The sequence below is a fragment of the Singulisphaera chitinilytica genome (assembly GCF_049331405.1).
Taxonomy (GTDB): domain Bacteria; phylum Planctomycetota; class Planctomycetia; order Isosphaerales; family Isosphaeraceae; genus PoT.
In genome coordinates this window covers 46,926-66,017 of record NZ_CP186276.1, presented here as the reverse complement: position 1 = coordinate 66,017, position 19,092 = coordinate 46,926, and the positions used below count along the sequence as shown (strand labels likewise).

Genomic DNA, 19,092 nt, shown 5'->3' with positions numbered 1-19,092 from the left:
TGCCATCGCCCCAGGTGTCATTCGTTAATGAACAAATCATACCGATGAAATCCATGGAATCCCAGGCGTGCACGGCGGGCGAGGATGTGGACGCGGGCCGAGGGCCCCGGCATTCGACGCTGGAAGAGGCCATCGAGGAGGCGGCCCACCTGCTGCCGGCCCAGGGGCCGATCGCCGTCTTCATCCACCACAACACCCTCCACGCCTTCGAACACCTCCCCTTCCACGAGGGGGTGAAGGAGGGGGGGCGGGCACTCGGGTGCCACCCCTATGCGACCGAGGACTTCTATCGCGACGCGGTGCGGAGGGGGCGCATCCGCTTCTCGGAGATCCAGGAAGCCCTCGAGCAAGACCTCGGGGAGTCCGCCAAGGTGGCGGTGCCGGGCTTCTCGACGCGCCTGGACTTGCGGCTGGCGATGCTCCAGTACCCGACCTGGACGGGGCCGACGGAGGAATTGATCTGGCACGTCTCCCGGGCGAAGGCCATGCGTCGGGTCCGTCAAGAGGCCTCCTCGGCGATCCGCTCCCGACTGATCGCGGAGACCCGGCGGTGGGTGATGCGAGACCTGCGCGGGGGAGTCGACCCGACGACGGACGGGATGACGACGCGGGGCATGTGGGACAGCCTCCGGGAGCTGCTCCGCCGATTCGACGCGGGGACGATCGAGGGCTGGGGCGACGCGAAGTGGGAGGAGTTCACGCTCCAGGCGCTCTGGCGGGTCTGCTGCGAAGGGGTCCGCGACCTGCCTCCATCTCCCCCGGCGTCGCCCGGCCCGATCCGGCATCGCGACCTGCTCCTGGAGGCCTCCGGAGCCGATGCCGACTTGCCCGTGCATGAGCTGCTGATACGGTCCTGCGCCGCGTACCTCGACCAGGGGTTCTCCCGCTGGCCGATGCCCGGTCGGGAGCGGGGGTTCTACCAGGCCTTCTGCTCATTGCACCGGCAGGCGTCGGCGCAGCCCGACCGCTGGCGTCGCGGCCTCGGCCGCGAGCTCGGCCGTTTGCAGGACAGGGGCATGGGCCCGCTCGATTCGATCCGGGAATCGCTCGAGGTCCTCGGCGTGGTCGAGGAGGAGTGGGGGCCTTTCATCGCGGAGACGCTGCTGGCGCTGCGGGGATGGGGCGGGATGGTCCGCCAGGTGGAGATCCGCAGGGACATGGCGGTGCATCCCATCCCCGCCGGGAGCCTGGTCGATTTCCTCGCGATTCGCCTCATCCTCGACCGCTTCTCGCTGGCCGCCATGGCCGCCGACGCCCTCGGATACGAAGGGCCGCTGGCGGGCCTGCGGGACGCGGCCCGGGGGCGGATCGACGGGCAGAGGCCCCCGAGCGTCGAGCAGCGGGCCTTCCCCGTCTTCCAGCTCGCGCAGGTCGTCGGCCTCTCCCCCGACGTGCTCCGCCGCCTGGAGCAGGCCGAGTGGGCTGGCATTGTCGAGGAGGTCGAGGCCTTCTCCGGCCTCGAGCGTCGGCGCCTCTTCCACCTGGCCTACGAGCGGCGCCTCTGCACCCAGGCCCTCGACGCGCTCGCCCTCCACGCCGGCCGGGCGGGGGGGGGAGCCCGCGAGCCCCGGTTCCAGCTCGTCTGCTGCATCGACGAGCGGGAAGAATCGTTCCGCCGCCACCTGGAGGAGGTGGAGCCGGGGGCCGAGACGTTCGGCGTGGCCGGCTTCTTCGGCGTGGCGATGTACTACAAGGGGGTGTCCGACGCCCACTTCGTCCCGCTCTGCCCGGGCGCCATCCGGCCCGGTCACCGGGTGGTCGAGGAGGCCGGCGACGGGCTCAGCCAATCCCACCGGCGTCGGGCGAGGACGCGGAAGGCGCTCGGGACCGTCTCGCACCTCTTTCACATCGGCAGCCGGGACTTCGCCCTCGGCGCGTTGCTGACGGGGGCCGTCGGCGTGCTCGCCTCGATCCCGCTGGTCGCCCGGATCCTCTTCCCGAGGCTGACGTCGCGGATCCGGATGACGTTCGGCCGGTTCGTCCGGCCTTCGCCCCGCACGCGCCTAGGCCTGGGACGGCGCGAGGACGGCCACGACCCCGGCGCCCCCGCGTCGGGCTTCGCGATCGAGGAGATGGTCGACATCGGAGAGCGGGTGCTGCAGGACATCGGGATGACGTCCGGCTTCGCCAGGGTCGTGATCCTGCTCGGCCACGGCTCGAGCAGCCAGAACAATCCCCACAACTCGGCCTACAACTGCGGCGCCTGCGGCGGGGCGGCCGGCGGGCCGAACGCCAGGGCGCTCGCGCAGATGCTGAACGACCCCCGCGTCCGAGAAGGCCTGGCCGCCAGGGGCCTGGCCCTCCCCGAGGACTCGGTCTTCGTCGGCGGCCTGCACAACACCTGCTCCGAATCGGTGACCTTCTACGACCTCTCGCTGATCCCGGAATCCCACCGGGCCGATTTCCGGGCGGCCCGCGAGGCCGTGGAGGAGGCCTGCGAACGCAACGCCCACGAGCGTTGCCGGCGCTTCATGTCGGCCCCGCTGACGCTCTCCCCCTCGGCGGCCCGCCGGCATGTCGAGGAGCGGTCCGAGGACCTGGCGCAGACCCGGCCGGAGCTCGGCCACGCCACCAACGCCATCACCGTCGTCGGGCGCCGGCGACGGTCCCGCGGCCTCTTCCTCGACCGTCGCGCCTTCCTCGTCTCGTACGACCCGACCCTGGATGCCGAGGGGTCGCCGATCCTCACCAGGATCCTCCAGGCGGTCATCCCCGTCTGCTCGGGCATCGGCCTGGAGTACTACTTCTCGAACGTCGACAACGCCGGCTTCGGCGCCGGGACGAAGCTGCCCCACAACCTCGCGTCGCTCCTGGGCGTCATGGACGGCTCGGCGAGCGACCTGAGGACCGGGCTCCCCTGGCAGATGGTCGAGATCCACGAGCCCGTCCGGCCCCTCTTCCTCGTCGAGGCCACCCCGGCGGCGATGCTCGGGATCATCCGCCGGGACGAGTCCATCGGCAGGCTCTGCCGGAACGAGTGGATCCTGCTCGCCGTCCTCGACCCGGAGACCCGGGCGATCCACATCTTCCGAGGCGGGGAGTTCCGCCCTTATCGGCCGCAGGCCCCCGCGCTCCCCAGGGCGGCCTCTTCCCTCGATTGGTATCGCGGCTGGCGCGACCACCTGGAATTCGCGGAGATCGCGGGGCAATCCTCATCGGACCAAAATAAGACTCATGATAGGCTATCTTGATACGATGACGCTCCTCGGGCTCGTCGTGATCGCCAGCCCGCTCGTGCTCACGCTCGGCCTCGGCGCCGCGTCGCTCCCGGGGCGCAAGCCGGCCGAGGCGACGACGTCGCTGATGGTCTACGTCGCGATCGTCTCGGGCCTGTCCGCGGCCGTCGCGGTGCTGGCGCTGATGCTGGCCACCGGGGTCCGGCACGTCCCGATCGCGCTCGGCGACTGGGTCGTCATCCCGCACCGCTACCGATTCTCGGTGAAATTCTCCTTCGACCGCCTCTCGGTCCCGTTCGCGATCCTGTCGTACGTCCTCTCGGGGACGATCGGCGCGTTCGCCGCGAAGTACATGCACCGCGAGCGGGGGTTCCATCGCTTCTTCGTGCTCTATTCGCTCTTCGTGCTGGGGATGGTCGTCACCTCGCTGGCGGGGACGATCGAGACGCTCTTCGCCGGCTGGGAGCTCGTGGGGCTCTCCTCGGCGCTGCTGGTCGCGTTCTTCCAGGAGCGCCCTTCGCCGTCGAGGAACGGGCTCTGGGTCTGGACGGTCTACCGGATCTCGGATGCGGCCCTGCTCCTGGCCGCCGTGACGACCCACCACCTCCGGGGCGAGGGGGACTTCGACCTGCTCGTGGGCGCGGGGCTCTGGCCCTACGGCCATGCCGCGGTCACGCCGGGCCAGGCGCTCGGGGCGGGCCTCCTCCTGCTGGTGGCGGCCGCGGGGAAGTCGGCCCTCATCCCCTTCTCGGGCTGGCTCCCCCGGGCGATGGAGGGGCCGACCCCCTCGAGCGCCGTCTTCTACGGGGCCCTCTCGGTGCACCTCGGGGCGTTCCTGCTGCTGAGGGTGAGCCCGCTCCTGGAGCGTTCGCCGGCGCTCGCGGCCGCGGTCGTCGCGCTGGGGCTGTCGACCGCGGCCTTCGCCCACGTGGCGGGGCGCGTGCAGACGGACATCAAGTCCGCACTCTCGTTCGCCTCGCTGGCGCAGGTGGGGATCATCGTCGCCGAGATCGGGCTCGGCTTCCGGTATGCGGCCCTCGTCCACCTGCTCGGGCACGCCTGCTTGCGCACGCTCCAGTTCATCCGCGCCCCGTCCCTCATGCAGGACTACAGGACGCTCGAGGACGCCATCGGCGAGCGGCTCCCGGGGGCGAGCGGGCCCTCGCGATGGGTCGCCGCCCCTGGCCGCCAGGCCTGGCTCTACCGCTTCGCGCTCGAGCGGGGTTATCTCGACGCGCTCTTGCGCGAATACGTCGTCGCCCCGTTCGTCGGGGCTTTCCGCCGGTGCGACGCGATGGAGCGTCGCTGGACCGACTTCCTGCTCGGAGGGCCCTCCCGCGAGTCCGATCGCATGGACGCCCGCCCCGAACCGATCGAAGACACGATATGAACCCCCTCCAGATGCCCTGGCTCGAGCTCGCGGTCGGAGTCGCCACGGTCGGTGCCCCGGCCGTGAGCCGTTTGCGCGACCCTTACCGCGCCCACCGATGGGGGATGGCCTTCACCGCGGCGGCGTTCGCGTGCGCCGGCCTGGCCTGCCTGGCGTTCTACGCCGGCGAGTCGCCGCGGTGGAGCATCCAGCCCTACCTGTTCGGACGTCCCCTGTTCGGCCTCGACGAGCTGAATGCGCCCCTCTTGCCCGCGGTCGCGCTGCTCCATTTCCTGTTGACGATGGCCACGGCGCGGAATCACATGCGACGGTTCTCCTTCGCGTGGTCGCTGACCGCCGAGGCGATCCGGCTCGCCATGTTCGGCTGCACGGATCCGTGGGCCCTGATCGTCCTGCTGTCCGCCTCGACCTTGCCCCCCTATGTCGAGCTGCGGATTCGCCGGCGTCCCGCCCGGGTCTATGCCTTGCATATGTCCTTATTCGTCGGCCTGCTGGTGCTGGGCTGGTGGGGGGTCGAGCCCCACGCGACCGCCCCGGGGCAGGCCCCGTGGTGGGCGACGCTCTCGCTCCTGGGGGCGATCCTCATCCGATGCGGGACCGTCCCGGCCCATTGCTGGGTGACCGACTGGTTCGAGCACGCCTCGATCGGGATCGCGTTGCTCTACGTGATCCCGCTGAGCGGCGTCTACGCGGCCGTCCGCCTCGTCATCCCCTACGGCCCGGACTGGGTCCTGCAGGCGCTCGGGATGGTCTCGCTGGCGACCGCCGTCTACGCGGCGGGGATGGCCACCGTCCAGCGCGAGGCCCGCCGATTCTTCGCCTATCTCTTCCTCAGCCAGGCCTCGCTCGTGCTCGTCGGTCTCCAGCTGCGCAACGAGCTTTCCCTGACGGGGGCGCTCTGCCTCTGGCCCGCGACGATCTTCTCGCTCGGCGGCTTCGGCCTGACCTTGCGCTGCCTGGAGGCCCGCTTCGGTCGCCTCCCGCTGACCTCCTACCGGGGCCTGGGCGAGACCACCCCCGCCCTCGCCGCGTCCTTCCTCGTGACGGGCCTGGCGAGCGTCGGGTTCCCCGGGACCATCGGCTTCATCTCGGCCGAGCTGCTCGTCGACGGCGCGATCGAGGCCGGCCTGCATGTCGGGGTCGGGGTGGTCGTCGCCGCCGCACTCAATGGGATCGCCGTCTTGCGCGCCTATTTCCTCCTCTTCACCGGCGCCCGGCATCTGTCGGCCGTCTCCCTGGAGCTCTGCCCCCGCGAGCGGGCCGCCCTGCTGACGTTCTCGGCCCTGATCCTGGCCGGCGGCCTCTTTCCCCAGCCCGGCGTCTCCTCGAGGCTGCGGGCGACCGAGGAAATCCTGAAGGGACTCCCCCGGCAACACGGGCAGGAGCCGGGACGCCCCTCCGGACCGACGGCACTCCTTCCCGACTCCGCATCGTCGCCTGCCAGGGAAAACCGATCCGGCGATCGGCCACGCTCGGCACCTTGAGGGCGGGGTCTATCGCCCCGGGGTTCACCAACGCTTCGACCTCAAATAGCCCCGCCGCAGACTTCAGGACATGATGGCCTCGCGGCCGGAATCCGGGCTCATTCGACCTCGAGGACCTTGCCGTCGACCGAGACCTCGACCTCGCGGACCTTGCCTCGCATGTCCTTGCCCTTGATCTCGTACGCGTCCTTGCCGTCGACCTTCATCTTGTAGGCCGTGTCGAAGGTGTAGCCCGGCAACTCCTTGCGGGCGATCTCCATCAGATTCACGGCCGACGCCTCGCACGAACTCAGGAGCCCGCTGGCCGCGATGCGGGCGGCCGTCGACGTCGCCCTCCAGCAGCCGCGATCCGTCGACGGCTATCGCGATGCGCTCGCGTCTCTCGGCGAGCAGTGCGAGCGGCTCACGGCCCTGGTCAACGGCCTCCTCCTGCTCGCGCAGGCGGATGCCGGGGAGGTTGCCGTCCGACTGGATGATGTGGACCTCTCGGCCCTGGCCGGGGAGGCCGCGGAGATGTACGAGCCCCTGGCCGAGGAGCGTGGGATCTCGTTCCGATGGGCCTCCCCGCCGCAGGTCATGGTGCGGGGGGATGTCCAGCGGCTCCGGCAACTCGTGACGAACCTCATCGACAACGCGATCAAGTTCACCCCGGCGGGGGGCTCGGTCGAACTCCGGATCCAGCCCAACGGCCGCGAGGCCGCGCTGACGGTCTCGGACACGGGCGTCGGCATCGCGGGCACGCACCTGCCCCACATCTTCGAGCGTTTCTATCGAGCCGACCAGGCCCGCGCGTCGAGCGGCTCGGGCCTCGGCTTGAGCATCTGCCGATGGATCGTCGAGGCCCACGGCGGCGATATCAGGGCCGAGAGTGTCGTCGGGGCCGGCTCGATGTTCACCGTCAGGATTCCCTTCGCCACTGGCGTCAAATCGGCTTCCATGTCGATATCCGAATGAGCGGTCATCGGAACTTCTCCCCGAAGGGGAACGGTGCGATTTGCGTGATGCCGCGATAGAGGTGGACCTCGCGCACGGGGACGCCTTTGCGGAGGACGGGGAAGGTCCCGAGGGATTCGAAGCGGCGGAACCACCTCGAGATATCCAGGGCCGACTTCCGGCAATCATCGAGCCCGACGTAGATCCCGTCGCGCCCGACCCACTCATTGCTGCGGCTCCAGAGGGCGAAGCCCTGGGCGTGCCGGCGGTTGAAGCAGGTCACGGGGAGCCGGTTCTCGGTGACAAACGCCAGGTGGCTGCTGAGATACCAGCGGTCGGAGAAGAGGAACGTCCCCGATCCCTCGACCAGGCCTCGATGGCGCAATTCCCTGAGAATTTGATCCCAACCGTAGAAATCGAGGGTGGGGTCGCGCGAGACCGGCATCATGCCCAGGAGCCTGTGCCCCCCGAACTGGAGGATCCCCGTATTGGTGTGGACACACAATAAAATGATGAATGAGAGCCAGGTCGAGCCGAGGAACGCCGCCCGCAGGGCGTTCCGACGCGGGCCCGAGGCCCATCGGCTCGACCAGGCACGGCCGAGGAGCGGGAAGGCGCCCAGGTAGCCGACCTGTGCCCAGTGGGGCAGCACCGGCCGCACCAACGCGACGGAGGTAAACGCAAGGATCGGCACGAGGGCCTGCACCATGAAGAATCGCGTCCAGGGGTCGACCGTGCGGCCGTTGAGTTGGTCCCTGAGCCGATGGAAGAGGACGAGCGCCAGGGGGATCCAGACCCAGGGGAAGAGGTAGGCCGCCTGGGCGGCGATGAAGCCGAGGAAGAGGTCGGGGCGGGGGCCCGAACCTCCCAGGGCTCGACCCCCCTGGAAAGAGAAGGAGACCCAGTCATTCGTGGCGTTCCAGTACACGACGGGAGAGAAGAGGATCAGGCCGATCGCGAACGCCAGATAGGGGCCCCACCTGGAGAGCACCCGGCGGCATCGGCCGTCGAGCCAGAGGGTGACGAGGGTCCCGATGGGGAGGAAGACCGCCTGATACTTGCTCAGCATCGCCCCTCCCCAGGCGAGGCCGACCCAGATCCACGGGCGAAGTTTCGCCGGCGATTCGAGGGCGATCAGCAGGCGGTCGAGCGTGAGCAGCCAGAAGAAGGTGAGGGGGCCGTCGGGCAGGACGAAGCTCGAGCAGGCGATCCCATGATAGGCATCGACGTTGAACGCGAAGGCCGCGAGCCATCCCGCGAGGGCGCCGTAATACCTGGCCGTCATCCTGGCCATGAGCCAGGTCGAGCCGGCGAACGTGAGGATCGTGCCGATCCGCATCGCGAAGGCCGAGGCGTGGAATTTGACCAACGCCAGGCCGGCGGATTCGAGCAGGGCGACCATCGGCGGATGGTCGAGATAACTCAGGTCGGCATTGACCGCGTAGAGATAGTGATAGGACTCGTCATTCCCCGGGCCGATCGCCGCCGCCAGCATCAGGCGCGGGGCCGCTCCCAGGAGGATCAGCCACCAGACGGCACGTCGCGTGCCCAGGAATTCTCGCACCCGCGATGACGTCGATGGAACCTCGGCCTCTCGATCCATCTCGGAGCCCCGCCATGAGCTTTCGGTCTTTCGGCGGGATGCGACATCGTCGTCGCACCCCGCGCGGGGGTTGCCTGACTCCGCAGGCGATCCCTTCCCCGATTTCAAGGAACGGAGATGGGTCCCGAAAGCGCGCGCGGCTGGGGCAAGAAAATTCAGGCGTGCGAATTCTCGGAAGGATTGGGCATCAAGGGCGGCGGGATGATCGGCGGATCTGCGGTTCGAGGATCCTCGCCTCCTCGGAGCCGAATTCGAGGGCTTTCGAATGGCTCGCCAGGGCCGAGCGGCTGTCCCCCCGCGCGAGATGGGCGACGGCCAGGTGGTAATGGATGCGCCCGAGGAGTTCCGGAGCCGGGTCGCAGAGGAGGGCGCGTCGGTAATCCTCGATCGCCTCGGCGTAATGCCCCTGTCGATGAGAGAGGATGCCTCGGTTCAGCGCCGCGGCGGCCAGCCGAGGGTCGAGCGCGAGCGCCTGGCCATAGTCCTTCGACGCGCGATCGAGCCGCCCCAGGGCCTCCCAGGCCAGGCCGCGGTTGAAGTAGCAGACGCCGTTGGGCTCGAGCGCGAGGCAGACGCGGAACGCAGAGACCGCGTCGTGGAACCGGCCGAGCCGATAGCAAGAAAGGCCCAGGTAGAAGTGGGGCCAGTAATCTTGCGGGCGTTCTTCGAGTGCCCGTTCGAACTCCTCGACGGCCAGGTCGAATCGGCCCGTCCTGAGATAGAAGCGGCCCAGGTCATAGCGCTCCCAGGGAGAGGTGGGGGAGTCGGCCGCGGCGGTAGGTCCGAATACCGCGCCATAAGCATGGCGGCGACGTTCGATGGCAGGGCTCGGGCCCAGGCTCGACTCGGCCTCGGCGAGCACTCGTAGCGCCTCCTGCCGGGACGACTCGGCACGTTCGGGGGCGGAGAGGCGAGTCTGGAAGTCGGCCACCGCGAGGGCCAGCTCTCGCAGGTCGGTGCGCAGTTGTCCCTCGGCCTCGAGGTCTCCCCATTTGCGGTCGAGGAGCGCCTCGCGGTCTCGCCAGAGCCTCCGGCAATGGGCCTCCAACTCGCGGGCTTCCGCGCTCGTCGGCAGGTCGATCCCGTATCGGAAGCGGAGTGCATCGGCGAGTTCGTGGACCTCGGCCGCCCCCTGAATCCGTCTCGACCGCGGATCTCGGAGGGCCGTCGCGGGCCTGAGCGCGTCCCGGAGGGTGAGCCAGTCGAGCATCGGTGCCAACGCGGCCAGGCCGATGACGAGCGCCACGGCGGCCGAGACCGAGACCCGAATGCCCCAACGCATCAGGGGGCTGCGAAGCCTTGCCCGGGGGCCAGGCTCTCGCGAGGAGGTTTCGCCGAGGAGCCGACGCAGGTCGTCGGCCAGCGAGGCCCCGTCCTGATAGCGATCGTCGGCGGAGGGCTCGAGGCATCTCGCGACGACTCGCGCCAGGGGTATGCTCACGTCGGGATGATTTTCGTGCCAGGGCTTCCCGGCGGCCGCATCGAGCCGGGCCCCGGGGCCTCCCAGCATCTCGCACAGGAGCAGGCCAAGTGAATAGATGTCGGAGCGACGATCGATGGCCGCGGCGGGTTCACGGCCCGTGCGCAGGGCTTCGAATGTCGACGCTTGCTCGGGGGACATCCAACCCGCCGTGCCGCCGAGTCGGACGCCCGGGGAATCGTCGGCCTTGCCGGGGGGGCGGGCCAGGTGGAAGTCGAGGAGCATCGGCTGGCCGTCGGCCGAGATCAGGACGTTAGACGGCTTGACGTCCATATGCACGACGCCCCGCTCGTGCGCGTAGTGGAGCGCGTCGGCGAGGCAGGCCGCGATCCAGCAGGCCGAGGGCACGAAGGCCGTCTGCTCGAGATATCGACGATAGGGGCTGTCATTCGCGGGGGGAGCGACGAGCGTCGAGGGGGAGCACGCGAGGGCCGCGACGAGATCCCGGCCGTGCCGTCCCGCCGTCTCCTTGCCCTGGATCTGGCCGAGGATCCTGTCGAGGCTCGCCCCGCCGAGAGCAGGCATGCAGAGCGCCCGCAGGCCACGCTCCGGGAAGGCCTGTTCCGAGAAGAGGGGGACGATGTGCGTGTGCTGCAACCGCGCGAGCGAGAGGTGTTCGCGGTGGTCGTAGGGGATGAGCTTGAGGACGACCGCTCGGTCGGCCAGGGCGGGCTCGCTCGCGAGGAACGTACGCCCGGATGCGCCCCGGCCGATCTCGGCGACGAGGCGAAACGGGCCGAGCCGATCGCCGGCCTCGGGGAAGGCGAGGGGCGGTGTCAGCGGCAGGAGCAGGCGATTGCATTCCAGGAGGAGCCTGAGTTCCGCCGCCCATTGAGGGAAGCGGCGGTCGATCTCGGCGGACGGGCACTCCCGGCCGGCCTCGCGACGGAGGACGATCTCCTCATAGATCAATCGGACCGATGCTTCGGGCCCGAGGCCCTCGTTCCGGGCCAGGATGTCCTCGACGGGGATCGGCTCGCCGCGTTCCCAGGCCGAGGCCATGAGCTCGACCTGTTGCTCGACCCATTCGCTCGTGTCTCGGCCGGAGGAGAGCATCAGCCCGACCTCGAGCCGAGGCCGGTGTCGGGGCCGGTGTCGGGAGCGGAGAATTGGTCTCGCCCCGATCGGCTCGCCGACGCGAGCCGTTTGGCCTGATCGTAGAGGATCCGCCGGATGCTCCCCTTGTGGAAACCGGTCCGTTCCGCGATCTCTTCGAGCGAGAAGCCCTGCCTCCTGAGGTTCAGGATCTCGCGATGGGGCGGCGAGCACTGGGCGAGGATGCGTTCCCAGAGTTCCCGGCCCTGGGCGACCTCGCTGGGCCTGGGGTCGTTCGCCTCCACGTCCGCCGAAGGGCTCCCGGCCAGGGGTTGCTCGGAGCCGAGGACCCGCCGGTACTGGCGTTGCCGATCGATGAGGCGATTCTTCGCAGCCCGGACCAGGAACGCCTTGAGGTGCCGGCGGTCGTCGAAGTGCCAGCGGGCATCTCGGAAGGAGTCGAGCAGGTCAGCCCAGACCGATTGGAGGATGTCCATCGAGTCGAGCTTCGACCGGAGGCGGCCGTTCAGGTGCCTCCGCACGGCCATGCGCAGGTAGGGGGCGTAGGCGAGGAAGGCGCGTTCGGCCGCGTCGACATCCCCGCCGTTGAGGCGTTCGATCAGTCCATCAAAGGCGAGCTCATCCATGGGTGTCTCGTGGGTCAAGTTCGCGGGAGCCCGGGGATCCCCGGGATGCTCATCTCCGATCGATTTCCCGGGCCCCTCGGCGTCGCGCGGTCGCCTCCGGCCCTCCTCCTCCACCTGTTCGCGGCCTCCAGGAGGGCCGCCGACAGCAGGACTCGAATGGCGAGCATGGGCGCCCGCCCCTCGAGCAGCCCGATCCCGCCGGCGTCGCCGGGGTCGAAATGCCTCCTGAGCATCTTCCGCAGCGAGGCCCACTCGAAAGGGGCTACCCCGGCGATCAATCCGGCGCCGCCGAGGGGGAGAGTCGCCCCCCTTCCGCCCGGCGCGGGGTCGCCGCATCGAGGTTCCACAATCGTTTTCTCGATAGGTCCTTTGATGCGAGGATCTTGTCCGTTCGAAAGGTTGGCGAACAGCCTCGGGACGGCAAACCTGGGCGACGCCTCGGGCTGGGCATCACCGGGCGGGCGAGCGTTGCGGGAGGTGTTCGGGGCGGCCGGGGATGTGCCCAGGTTCGTGGGCCAGCGGCCGGCGGGGCCGCCGCGGTCGTCATGGCCACCGGAGGATTCGCCCTCCGACAGGGCGCCGGAGGGGAAGCCCGCGCCCTGAGGGGCCTGACCCAGGCTCCGCCCCGAGTCCTCCGCCGTGAGTTGCCTGCGCTCGTAGGCCTCGAGCGCCTTGACATCTTCCTCGATGTCGCCGAGGGTCGCGGCCAGGGAATTGTCATGGGTCGCGGCCGATCCCGATTCAGAAGCGAGCGTCGAGGCGTCGTTCCGGAGGTCGGAGATCAGCGAGCTTTGGAATTGGGCTGTCGAGGACGTCGACGCGATGGGAAGGACACCGGCGATCAGGGCGACGGCCGCCGTCGTCGGCGCCTGGACGCTTCCGCTCAGGAGCGGACGTGCCTCCAGGAACTCGAGGACGGGACCGGGCCGTCGATGTCCTTCGCGCTTCCGCATGAGATGCTTCGTCCCTTGAAGCCGCCGGATCACATCCCTGATGACAGGGCCAGTATGCCCCGTTTTGCCGCGGCCGTCTACTCGGCCGTGACTCCCGCCCCTCCGCGAGAGTGCCCGAACGCGAGGTAGAGCGAGGGCATCAGGAAGAGGTTGAGGATCGTCGAGGTCACCAGGCCGCCGAGGATGACGACGGCCATGGGGTGCTCGATCTCCTGCCCGGGCTTGTCGCCGCCGAAGGCGATGGGGACGAGCGCGAGGCCGGTGGCGAGCGCCGTCATGAGGATCGGGGCGAGCCGCTCGATCGAGCCGCGGAGCACGAGCTCCGGTCCGAACTCCATGCCTTCCTCCGTCTCGAGGTGCCGGTAATGGCTCACGAGCATGATCCCGTTGCGGGCGGCGATCCCGAGCACGGTGACGAAGCCCACGAGCGAGCCGAGCGAGAGCACGCCGCCCCCCATCACTGCCCCCATGACCCCGCCGATGAGGGCGAACGGCAAGGTGATGAGGACGAGGGCCGTGAGCCGGATCGTCTTGAAGTCGGAATGGATCACGAGGAGGACGCCGACCAGGGAGATCGCCGCGAGCATGAGCAGGCGCTGTCGGGCGGCCTCTCGCGCCGCGTATTCGCCGAGGAACTCGGGGAAGTATTCGCGGCCGAACGAGAGTCCTTTGACCTTCGCCTGGATCTCGCGGGCGACCCGGCCGAGGTCGGCATCGGCCGTGACGTTGCACTGGATGTCGATCTTGCGCGAGGCGTTCTCGTGGGTGATCACGTTGGGGGCCGGCACGATCGCGACGTCGGCGACCTCGCCGAGCTTGACGTGGCCCCCGCTGGGCGTCTCGATGGGGAGGTTCCGCAGGGCGTTGGGGTCGTGGCGGACCTTGTCGACGCCCCAGAGGAAGACGTCCAGGACCTTCTGCTGGTCGTAGAGCTCGCCGACCTTCTGCCCCTTGACGAGCGTGGTCGCCGCGCGTCGGATGTCCCCCGGGAGCAGGCCGAGCCTGGCCGCGGCGGCGGGCCGGATCCGGACGTCGAGCTGCGGCACGAGGACCTGCTGCTCGACCTTGAGGTTCGCGACGCCCGGCATGTCGTGGATGGCGTCGTAGACTTCCTGGGCCTTGGAGCGCAGGACGGCGATGTCGGGGCCGTAGAGCCGGACGACGATGGTCGCCCCGGCACCCGTGAGCACTTCCTTGATGCGTTCGCGCAGGTAGGTCAGCACGTCTCGGGTGAGTCCCGGATAGCCGTTGATGGCCGCCTCGACCTTGTTGACGGTCTCCTGGTAGGGCACGTCCTCGTCGATGCTGATCCAGAGCTCGGTGAAGTTGGGGCCGACGACCTCGTCGGCCACCTCGGCCCGGCCGATGTGGGAGCCGAAGTTCTTCACCCCCTTGATCGACATCAGCTCCTTGCTGGCGTCGGCGGTGATGCGCCGCATCGCCTCGAGCGAGGTCCCCGGCTTCTCGACGAAGTGCATCAGGAAGTCGGTCTCCTTGAAGTTCGGCAGGAGCTCCTCGCCCAGCCCGCCGATGGCCCAGCCGCTGCCGGCGAACGCGGCCAAAAGCACCAGGACCGCCGCATAGGGCCTGTGGATCAGGCGCGGCAGCACGGCGCGGTAGGCGGCCTGGAGGATACGGACCAGCGGGGAGACGCGGTGCCGGTCGACCTTGCCCGGGAGGAGCATCAGGGAGAGGGCGGGCGTCACGGTCAGGGCGACCAGCAGCGAGGCCAGGATGGCCAGGATGTAGGCCATCGCCAGCGGGCGGAAGAACGAGCCGGTCAGCCCTTCGAGGAAGAGGATCGGGATGAACACCAGGATCACGATCAGCGTGGCGTAGACCACCGCGCTGCGGACTTCCAGCGACGCCGCCAGCACGACGTCGAAGGCCGATCGCCTCCCCCCCTCGGCGCGGTTCTGTCGGAGCCGGCGGACGATGTTCTCGACGTCGATGATCGCGTCGTCGACGACCTCGCCCATCGCGATCACCAGGCCGGCCAGGACCATCGTGTTGATCGTCGCCCCCGCCGCCCTCAGGACGATCCCCGCGGCCACGAGCGAGAGCGGGATGGCCGTGAGACTGATGAGGGCCGTCCTCCAGTCGAAGAGGAACGCCACCAGGATCACGATCACGAGACCGCAGCCCACCAGCATGGCGTGGCCGAGGTTGGCGATCGACCGCTCGATGAACGTCGCGGGCCTGAAGATCGTGGAGTCGACCTCGACCCCCTTGCTGTTCAGGTCGAGCCCCGCGAGGGCCTTCTCGACGTTGCGCGTGACCTCGAGCGAGTTCCCCTGCGGCTGCTTCTCGACGATCAGGAGCAGGCCGGTGCCGTTGTTGATCACGGCGTCGCCGATCGGGGGAGGGCTGCCGATCCGGACGTCGGCGAGCTCGCCCAGGCGGATCGGGACGCCGTTGCGGAAGGTGACGACGGCCTCGCGCAGGTCGCTCGGCGTCTCGATCGCGGAGCGGTGGCGCACGGCGATCCGCTGGTTCGGCGTGTCGACGAAGCCGCCGCCGGCCACGGCGACGGCGTCGGTGACCGCCTTGTTCACCTGGTCGAGCGTCACGCCGACCGACCTGAGCCGCTCGGGGTCGATGAGCACCTGGAATTGCCGGTCTCGCTGGCCCCAGATCGCCACGTTGGCGACCCCCGCGATCGACATCAGGCGCGGGCGGATCGTCCACTTCGCCAGCTCGGAGAGGTCCATCTGGCTCAGCGTCTTCGAGGTCACGCCGATCTTCATCACCCGGCTCAGGCTCGAGAGCGGCGAGAGGATCACGGGGGGCCGGACCACCGCGGGGAGCCTCGACGCCGCGATCGTCAGCCGCTCGTTGACGAGCTGGCGCGCGGTCATGAGGTCGGTCCCCTCCTGGAAGATCAGGACGACCGACGAGAGCCCCAGGACCGACTTCGACCGCAGGGTCTTCAGCCCCGTCGTCCCGTTCAGGGAGCTCTCCAGGGGGATACTCACCAGGCTCTCGACCTCCTCGGTCGAGAGTCCCGGGGCTTCCGTCTGGATCTCGACGAGCGGGGGGGCGAACTCGGGGAAGACGTCGAGGGGCGCGTCCTTCGCCGCCCTCACGCCGTAGATCATGAGCACGATCGACGCCGCCAGCACGAGCACGCGGAGCCGGAGCGATGTGACCACCAGCCAGTTCATGTCATCCCCTGCTGTCTGGGTGGGACCCTTTGGTTCCGATAAGCCGACGCCGGACCCGGAACGCGCCTCACTTGCCGCCGGCGAACTCCGTCCCGAACAACTCGGCCGCGCCGTCCGTCACCACGGACGTCCCGAGTTTGGGGGCGACGGCCAGCACGGCCTCATCGCCCACCACGCGATCGACGACGACCCTTCGCCTGGCGTATGCGTGTTTGCCCAGGCTCTCATAGACCCAGGCCCCGCCGTTGAGGTCGTAGAGGATGGACGCATAAGGGACCACGACGGATTCCGACTCCCCCTTCAGCGGGAGGGTCACGCCGACCCTCTGGCCGGGCCTGAGCCGGCCGTCCTGGTTGGCGACCTCGTAATAGAGGTCCACGGTCGTGGCCAGCGGGTTCGCGGAGGGAGTCGTGTGGATCGGCTTCGCGGGGCGGGTCGGGCGCCCGGGGGCGTCGGCGAGGCCGCCGACGGCGGCCTCTCGGTCGGCGACGATCGTCTCCTCCTCGCCGACGAACACAGGGACCTTGACGCAGATCGGGTCGAGCTTGGCCACCTCGAACAGGACGCTCCCGGAGGGGACCTGCTGCCCGATCTGGACATTCACGTTGATCAGGACGCCGTCGGCGGGCGCCCGGAGGGGCAGGGGGGCGAGCTTGCCGGCGTCCTCGGAGCCATCCCCCATCGTCTTGCGGAAGATCGCCACGCGCTTCTCGGCCGCCTCGAGCGCGGCCTTCGCCGAGTCGTAGGTGTTGCGGACGTCGACCAGGTTCGACGCGGGGACGTCGCGGGTCTGGGCGAGCTTCTCGGTGCGGTCGAGGATCATCTTCGCGTTCTCGAACCGGGGCCGGGCCACCTCGAGCTGGCCCTCGGCGTCGGCCTTGGCCGCCTCGAAGTTCACGCGCTCGACCGGGCTCAGGATGGCCCTGTCGGCCGAGAGGAGCGGCAGGAGCGTGAAGATCGGCTGCCCCTTCTTCACCGCTTGCCCGGGAGCGGGCTCGACCCCCCCCTCGGCGGCGACGAGCGTCCCAGTCTGCGGCGCCGAGACGATCGACGACCTCCCCGGGGGGACGATGACATCCCCTCCCATCGTCAGGACCCGCAAGATCGGCTTGCGCTCGATCTTCGCCGTGGCAATCTTCAGGCGTTCTTCGGCCTCGGGCTTGAGCGTGACGACGACCAGGTCCGATTCTCCCGGTAGCTTCGCCACGGCGGCGGGGCTCGCCGGCTTGGACGCGGGAGTGGCCGGCTTGGTCGTGCATCCGGATATCGTCAGGACGATGCCCAGGGCGACGGGCCATCGGAATCGATCGAGCCTGGTCCTATCCATGCGTTTTCCTGGCACGAGAACGGGCGTGACGTCTCCGAAATCGCACCAATACTAGCTGTACGATTCGCAACCTGTTAGTTAAGTGTCCCAATCTAAAATAGATCTTATCTATCCTCCCTATTTGAGAAGGAACAACCTGACCGAAAAAGAGTGGTAGGAAACGGACGGTTGCAGTCCCTTCGAAATGCAGGATGCGTTTCTCCTATGGAACCGACGATAGCCCTACTCGCCCTGGTTCTCGCGGCCGACCCGGGGGACATCGCCATGCCGAAGGCGAACCCCGCCGTATCCCCCCATGCCAACCAAGCCCCCGCCGCCCCTTCCTTCGGGTCGACCTCGGCCCGGGGTCGGATCCCGAAGCCGGCGACGCCCCAGGCCGACCCCCGGCTCCGACGCACCCAGGCGACGCCCGCCGACATGGGGATGCCGATCGGCCCCGGGGCTGACGCGACGAGCGCCTCGACCGGCAACCTCTCGCTCTCGCTCCAGCAGGCCCTCACCGGCGCCCTGACCAGCAACCCTGACCTCGTGGCCCTCCGCCAGGGGAACCCCGCGCAGGCGTCGGCCGAGGCCGTCGAGGTCGCCCGGCGCTTCCCGACGACCCTGAATCCGACTGTCTTCATCGACTACCGCCCGATCACGCAGATCCCCCGAGATCCGTTCGGCGGCGGCAACGCAGGGAACACCGGCGGGCACTTCTACCACCCGGGGCAGGGCTATCTCCTCGTCGCGATCCGCCAGCCGATCGAGCTCGGGCACCAGACGACCCACCGCTACGGCATGGCCAAGGCGGCGTACAAGCAGGTCCAGTGGCAGGTCGTCCAGGCCGAGCTGACCGTCCTCGTCCAGACCGCCCGGTTCTTCCAGACGGCGACCTACCGCCGCGAGAAGCTCCGCGTGGCCGAACAGCTCGCCGACTTCAACGAACGCGCCCTCAAGACGCTCGAGCGTCGCCTCGAGGCGAACCAGGCGCTCGCCGCCGACGTCTCGCTGGCGAGGGTGGAGAGCCGGGCCAACCGCCAGCTGGCCAAGGCGGCGAGGCAGGACTACATGGTCGCCCTCACCGACCTCCGCAACCAGATCGGCGTCGCCGAGTCGGCCGCCGAGGTGGAACCCCAGGGGGAGTTCACCCTGATCGACAGCATCCCCATGCTCGACGAGCCGGCCATGATCCAGGCGGCCTTGTCGTGTCGCCCTGACCTCCACGTCGCCCAGGCGGCGATCGAGGGGGCGATGTCGGCGACGAAGCTGGCCAAGGGGGACATGATCCCGACGACGATCTTCGGGCCCCAGTACGTGCAGGATGAGGCGGGGATCCAGTACGTCGGCTTCAACCTCGCGTTCAACCTGCCGACCCTCAACACGGGTCGTCCGCTCGTCCATCAGCGCGAGGCCGAGGAGCGTCGCGCGGTGGTCGCCTACCAGCAGATCCAGCAGCGGGCGGTCGCGCAAGTCCGGGCGGCCGTCGCCAAGTGGAACGGGGCGCGCGAGCTCGTCAACAACTCGTCGGGCCTGACCAAGGAACTCGCCGTCGACGTCGCCAGCCTGGAGCGCCTCTTCGAGGCCGCCCAGACCGACCTGACCCGCGTCCAGCAGGCCCGCCAGCGCCTGATCCAGCTGGAGAATGCCCAGCTCGACGCCCTCTGGGCCGCGACCCAGGCCCAGTCGGACCTGATGCAGGCCCTCGGCGTCCCGAGCATGATCCAGAGCCTCCTCCAGGCCACGGAGGCCGCCGCAGGGGTCGCTCCCCCTCCGGCGCCGGCCGCCGCGCCTCCCCCTCCCATCCCGGGGAGCACCGGCTCCCCCTTCACGCCCCCGCGTTGATGGCCGCGAACGTTCCTCGGGCCCATCACCCGGCCCCTTCCTCCGGCGGATCGTGACCTGCGCGGCGGGGGTCGGC

General features: G+C 69.4%; 12 protein-coding genes. 5 read left to right on the top strand and 7 right to left on the bottom strand.

Going from position 1 to position 19,092, the window contains the following annotated elements; genetic code table 11:
- Nucleotides 1–53 precede the first annotated feature (53 nt).
- The 3 genes from ACOYYX_RS39655 to ACOYYX_RS39645 are packed head-to-tail and all read left to right on the top strand — an operon-like array spanning nt 54 to nt 6,050.
- A complete protein-coding gene (locus ACOYYX_RS39655) occupies nt 54–3,191 on the top strand; it encodes a DUF2309 domain-containing protein (RefSeq protein ID WP_422932128.1) in 3,138 nt (1,045 codons plus the stop codon).
- Nucleotides 3,175–4,566: a proton-conducting transporter membrane subunit gene (locus tag ACOYYX_RS39650; protein ID WP_422932127.1), complete on the top strand. Its 1,392-nt coding sequence runs from the start codon at nt 3,175–3,177 to the stop codon at nt 4,564–4,566. Before ACOYYX_RS39655 ends, ACOYYX_RS39650 begins: the two co-directional genes overlap by 17 nt.
- Nucleotides 4,563–6,050: a proton-conducting transporter membrane subunit gene (locus ACOYYX_RS39645; RefSeq protein ID WP_422932126.1), complete on the top strand. Its 1,488-nt coding sequence runs from the start codon at nt 4,563–4,565 to the stop codon at nt 6,048–6,050. The genes ACOYYX_RS39650 and ACOYYX_RS39645 overlap by 4 nt, the downstream gene beginning before the upstream one ends.
- A gap of 98 nt (nt 6,051–6,148) precedes the next feature.
- Here ACOYYX_RS39645 and ACOYYX_RS39640 read toward each other — a convergent pair whose 3' ends face one another.
- A complete protein-coding gene (locus ACOYYX_RS39640; RefSeq protein WP_422932125.1) occupies nt 6,149–6,319 on the bottom strand; it encodes a hypothetical protein in 171 nt (56 codons plus the stop codon).
- Between the two features lie 40 nt (nt 6,320–6,359).
- Between ACOYYX_RS39640 and ACOYYX_RS39635 the strand changes: the two genes are divergently transcribed.
- Nucleotides 6,360–7,004, top strand: a complete 645-nt coding sequence (locus ACOYYX_RS39635) for a sensor histidine kinase (protein ID WP_422932124.1) — start codon at nt 6,360–6,362, stop codon at nt 7,002–7,004.
- Nucleotides 7,005–7,008: 4 nt separating this feature from the next.
- Here ACOYYX_RS39635 and ACOYYX_RS39630 read toward each other — a convergent pair whose 3' ends face one another.
- The 6 genes from ACOYYX_RS39630 to ACOYYX_RS39605 all read right to left on the bottom strand — a co-directional run bounded on the left by ACOYYX_RS39630 (nt 7,009) and on the right by ACOYYX_RS39605 (nt 17,192).
- On the bottom strand, nt 7,009–8,547 hold the full coding sequence (locus ACOYYX_RS39630; RefSeq protein WP_422932123.1) for an ArnT family glycosyltransferase: 1,539 nt from the start codon (nt 8,545–8,547) through the stop codon (nt 7,009–7,011).
- Nucleotides 8,548–8,773: 226 nt separating this feature from the next.
- Complete coding sequence (locus ACOYYX_RS39625) at nt 8,774–11,122, bottom strand: tetratricopeptide repeat protein (RefSeq protein WP_422932122.1); 2,349 nt, start codon at nt 11,120–11,122, stop codon at nt 8,774–8,776.
- Nucleotides 11,122–11,748 carry an RNA polymerase sigma factor gene (locus ACOYYX_RS39620; protein ID WP_422932121.1) on the bottom strand — a complete coding sequence of 209 codons (627 nt, stop codon included), beginning with the start codon at nt 11,746–11,748 and terminating at the stop codon, nt 11,122–11,124. The genes ACOYYX_RS39625 and ACOYYX_RS39620 overlap by 1 nt, the downstream gene beginning before the upstream one ends.
- 14 nt (nt 11,749–11,762) lie before the next feature.
- Nucleotides 11,763–12,701, bottom strand: a complete 939-nt coding sequence (locus tag ACOYYX_RS39615; protein WP_422932120.1) for a hypothetical protein — start codon at nt 12,699–12,701, stop codon at nt 11,763–11,765.
- Between the two features lie 77 nt (nt 12,702–12,778).
- Nucleotides 12,779–15,865 (bottom strand): efflux RND transporter permease subunit, encoded by a 3,087-nt coding sequence (locus ACOYYX_RS39610; protein ID WP_422932119.1) that lies wholly within the window; start codon nt 15,863–15,865, stop codon nt 12,779–12,781.
- Between the two features lie 67 nt (nt 15,866–15,932).
- Entirely contained in the window at nt 15,933–17,192 is a 1,260-nt protein-coding gene (locus ACOYYX_RS39605) for an efflux RND transporter periplasmic adaptor subunit (RefSeq protein WP_422932118.1), read from the bottom strand.
- A 204-nt stretch (nt 17,193–17,396) separates the two neighbouring features.
- Between ACOYYX_RS39605 and ACOYYX_RS39600 the strand changes: the two genes are divergently transcribed.
- Nucleotides 17,397–19,016 carry a TolC family protein gene (locus tag ACOYYX_RS39600; RefSeq protein ID WP_422932117.1) on the top strand — a complete coding sequence of 540 codons (1,620 nt, stop codon included), beginning with the start codon at nt 17,397–17,399 and terminating at the stop codon, nt 19,014–19,016.
- Nucleotides 19,017–19,092: the final 76 nt, after the last annotated feature.

What these genes read in the sequence shown, in the direction of transcription:
- ACOYYX_RS39655 (WP_422932128.1), top strand. Translation starts at nt 54, where the DNA reads ATGGAATCCCAGGCGTGCACGGCGGGCGAGGATGTGGACGCGGGCCGA.
- ACOYYX_RS39620 (WP_422932121.1), bottom strand. Translation starts at nt 11,748, where the DNA reads ATGGATGAGCTCGCCTTTGATGGACTGATCGAACGCCTCAACGGCGGG.
- ACOYYX_RS39650 (WP_422932127.1), top strand. Translation starts at nt 3,175, where the DNA reads ATGATAGGCTATCTTGATACGATGACGCTCCTCGGGCTCGTCGTGATC.
- ACOYYX_RS39610 (WP_422932119.1), bottom strand. Translation starts at nt 15,865, where the DNA reads ATGAACTGGCTGGTGGTCACATCGCTCCGGCTCCGCGTGCTCGTGCTG.
- ACOYYX_RS39635 (WP_422932124.1), top strand. Translation starts at nt 6,360, where the DNA reads ATGCGGGCGGCCGTCGACGTCGCCCTCCAGCAGCCGCGATCCGTCGAC.
- ACOYYX_RS39615 (WP_422932120.1), bottom strand. Translation starts at nt 12,701, where the DNA reads ATGCGGAAGCGCGAAGGACATCGACGGCCCGGTCCCGTCCTCGAGTTC.
- ACOYYX_RS39600 (WP_422932117.1), top strand. Translation starts at nt 17,397, where the DNA reads ATGGAACCGACGATAGCCCTACTCGCCCTGGTTCTCGCGGCCGACCCG.
- ACOYYX_RS39605 (WP_422932118.1), bottom strand. Translation starts at nt 17,192, where the DNA reads ATGGATAGGACCAGGCTCGATCGATTCCGATGGCCCGTCGCCCTGGGC.
- ACOYYX_RS39645 (WP_422932126.1), top strand. Translation starts at nt 4,563, where the DNA reads ATGAACCCCCTCCAGATGCCCTGGCTCGAGCTCGCGGTCGGAGTCGCC.
- ACOYYX_RS39625 (WP_422932122.1), bottom strand. Translation starts at nt 11,122, where the DNA reads ATGCTCTCCTCCGGCCGAGACACGAGCGAATGGGTCGAGCAACAGGTC.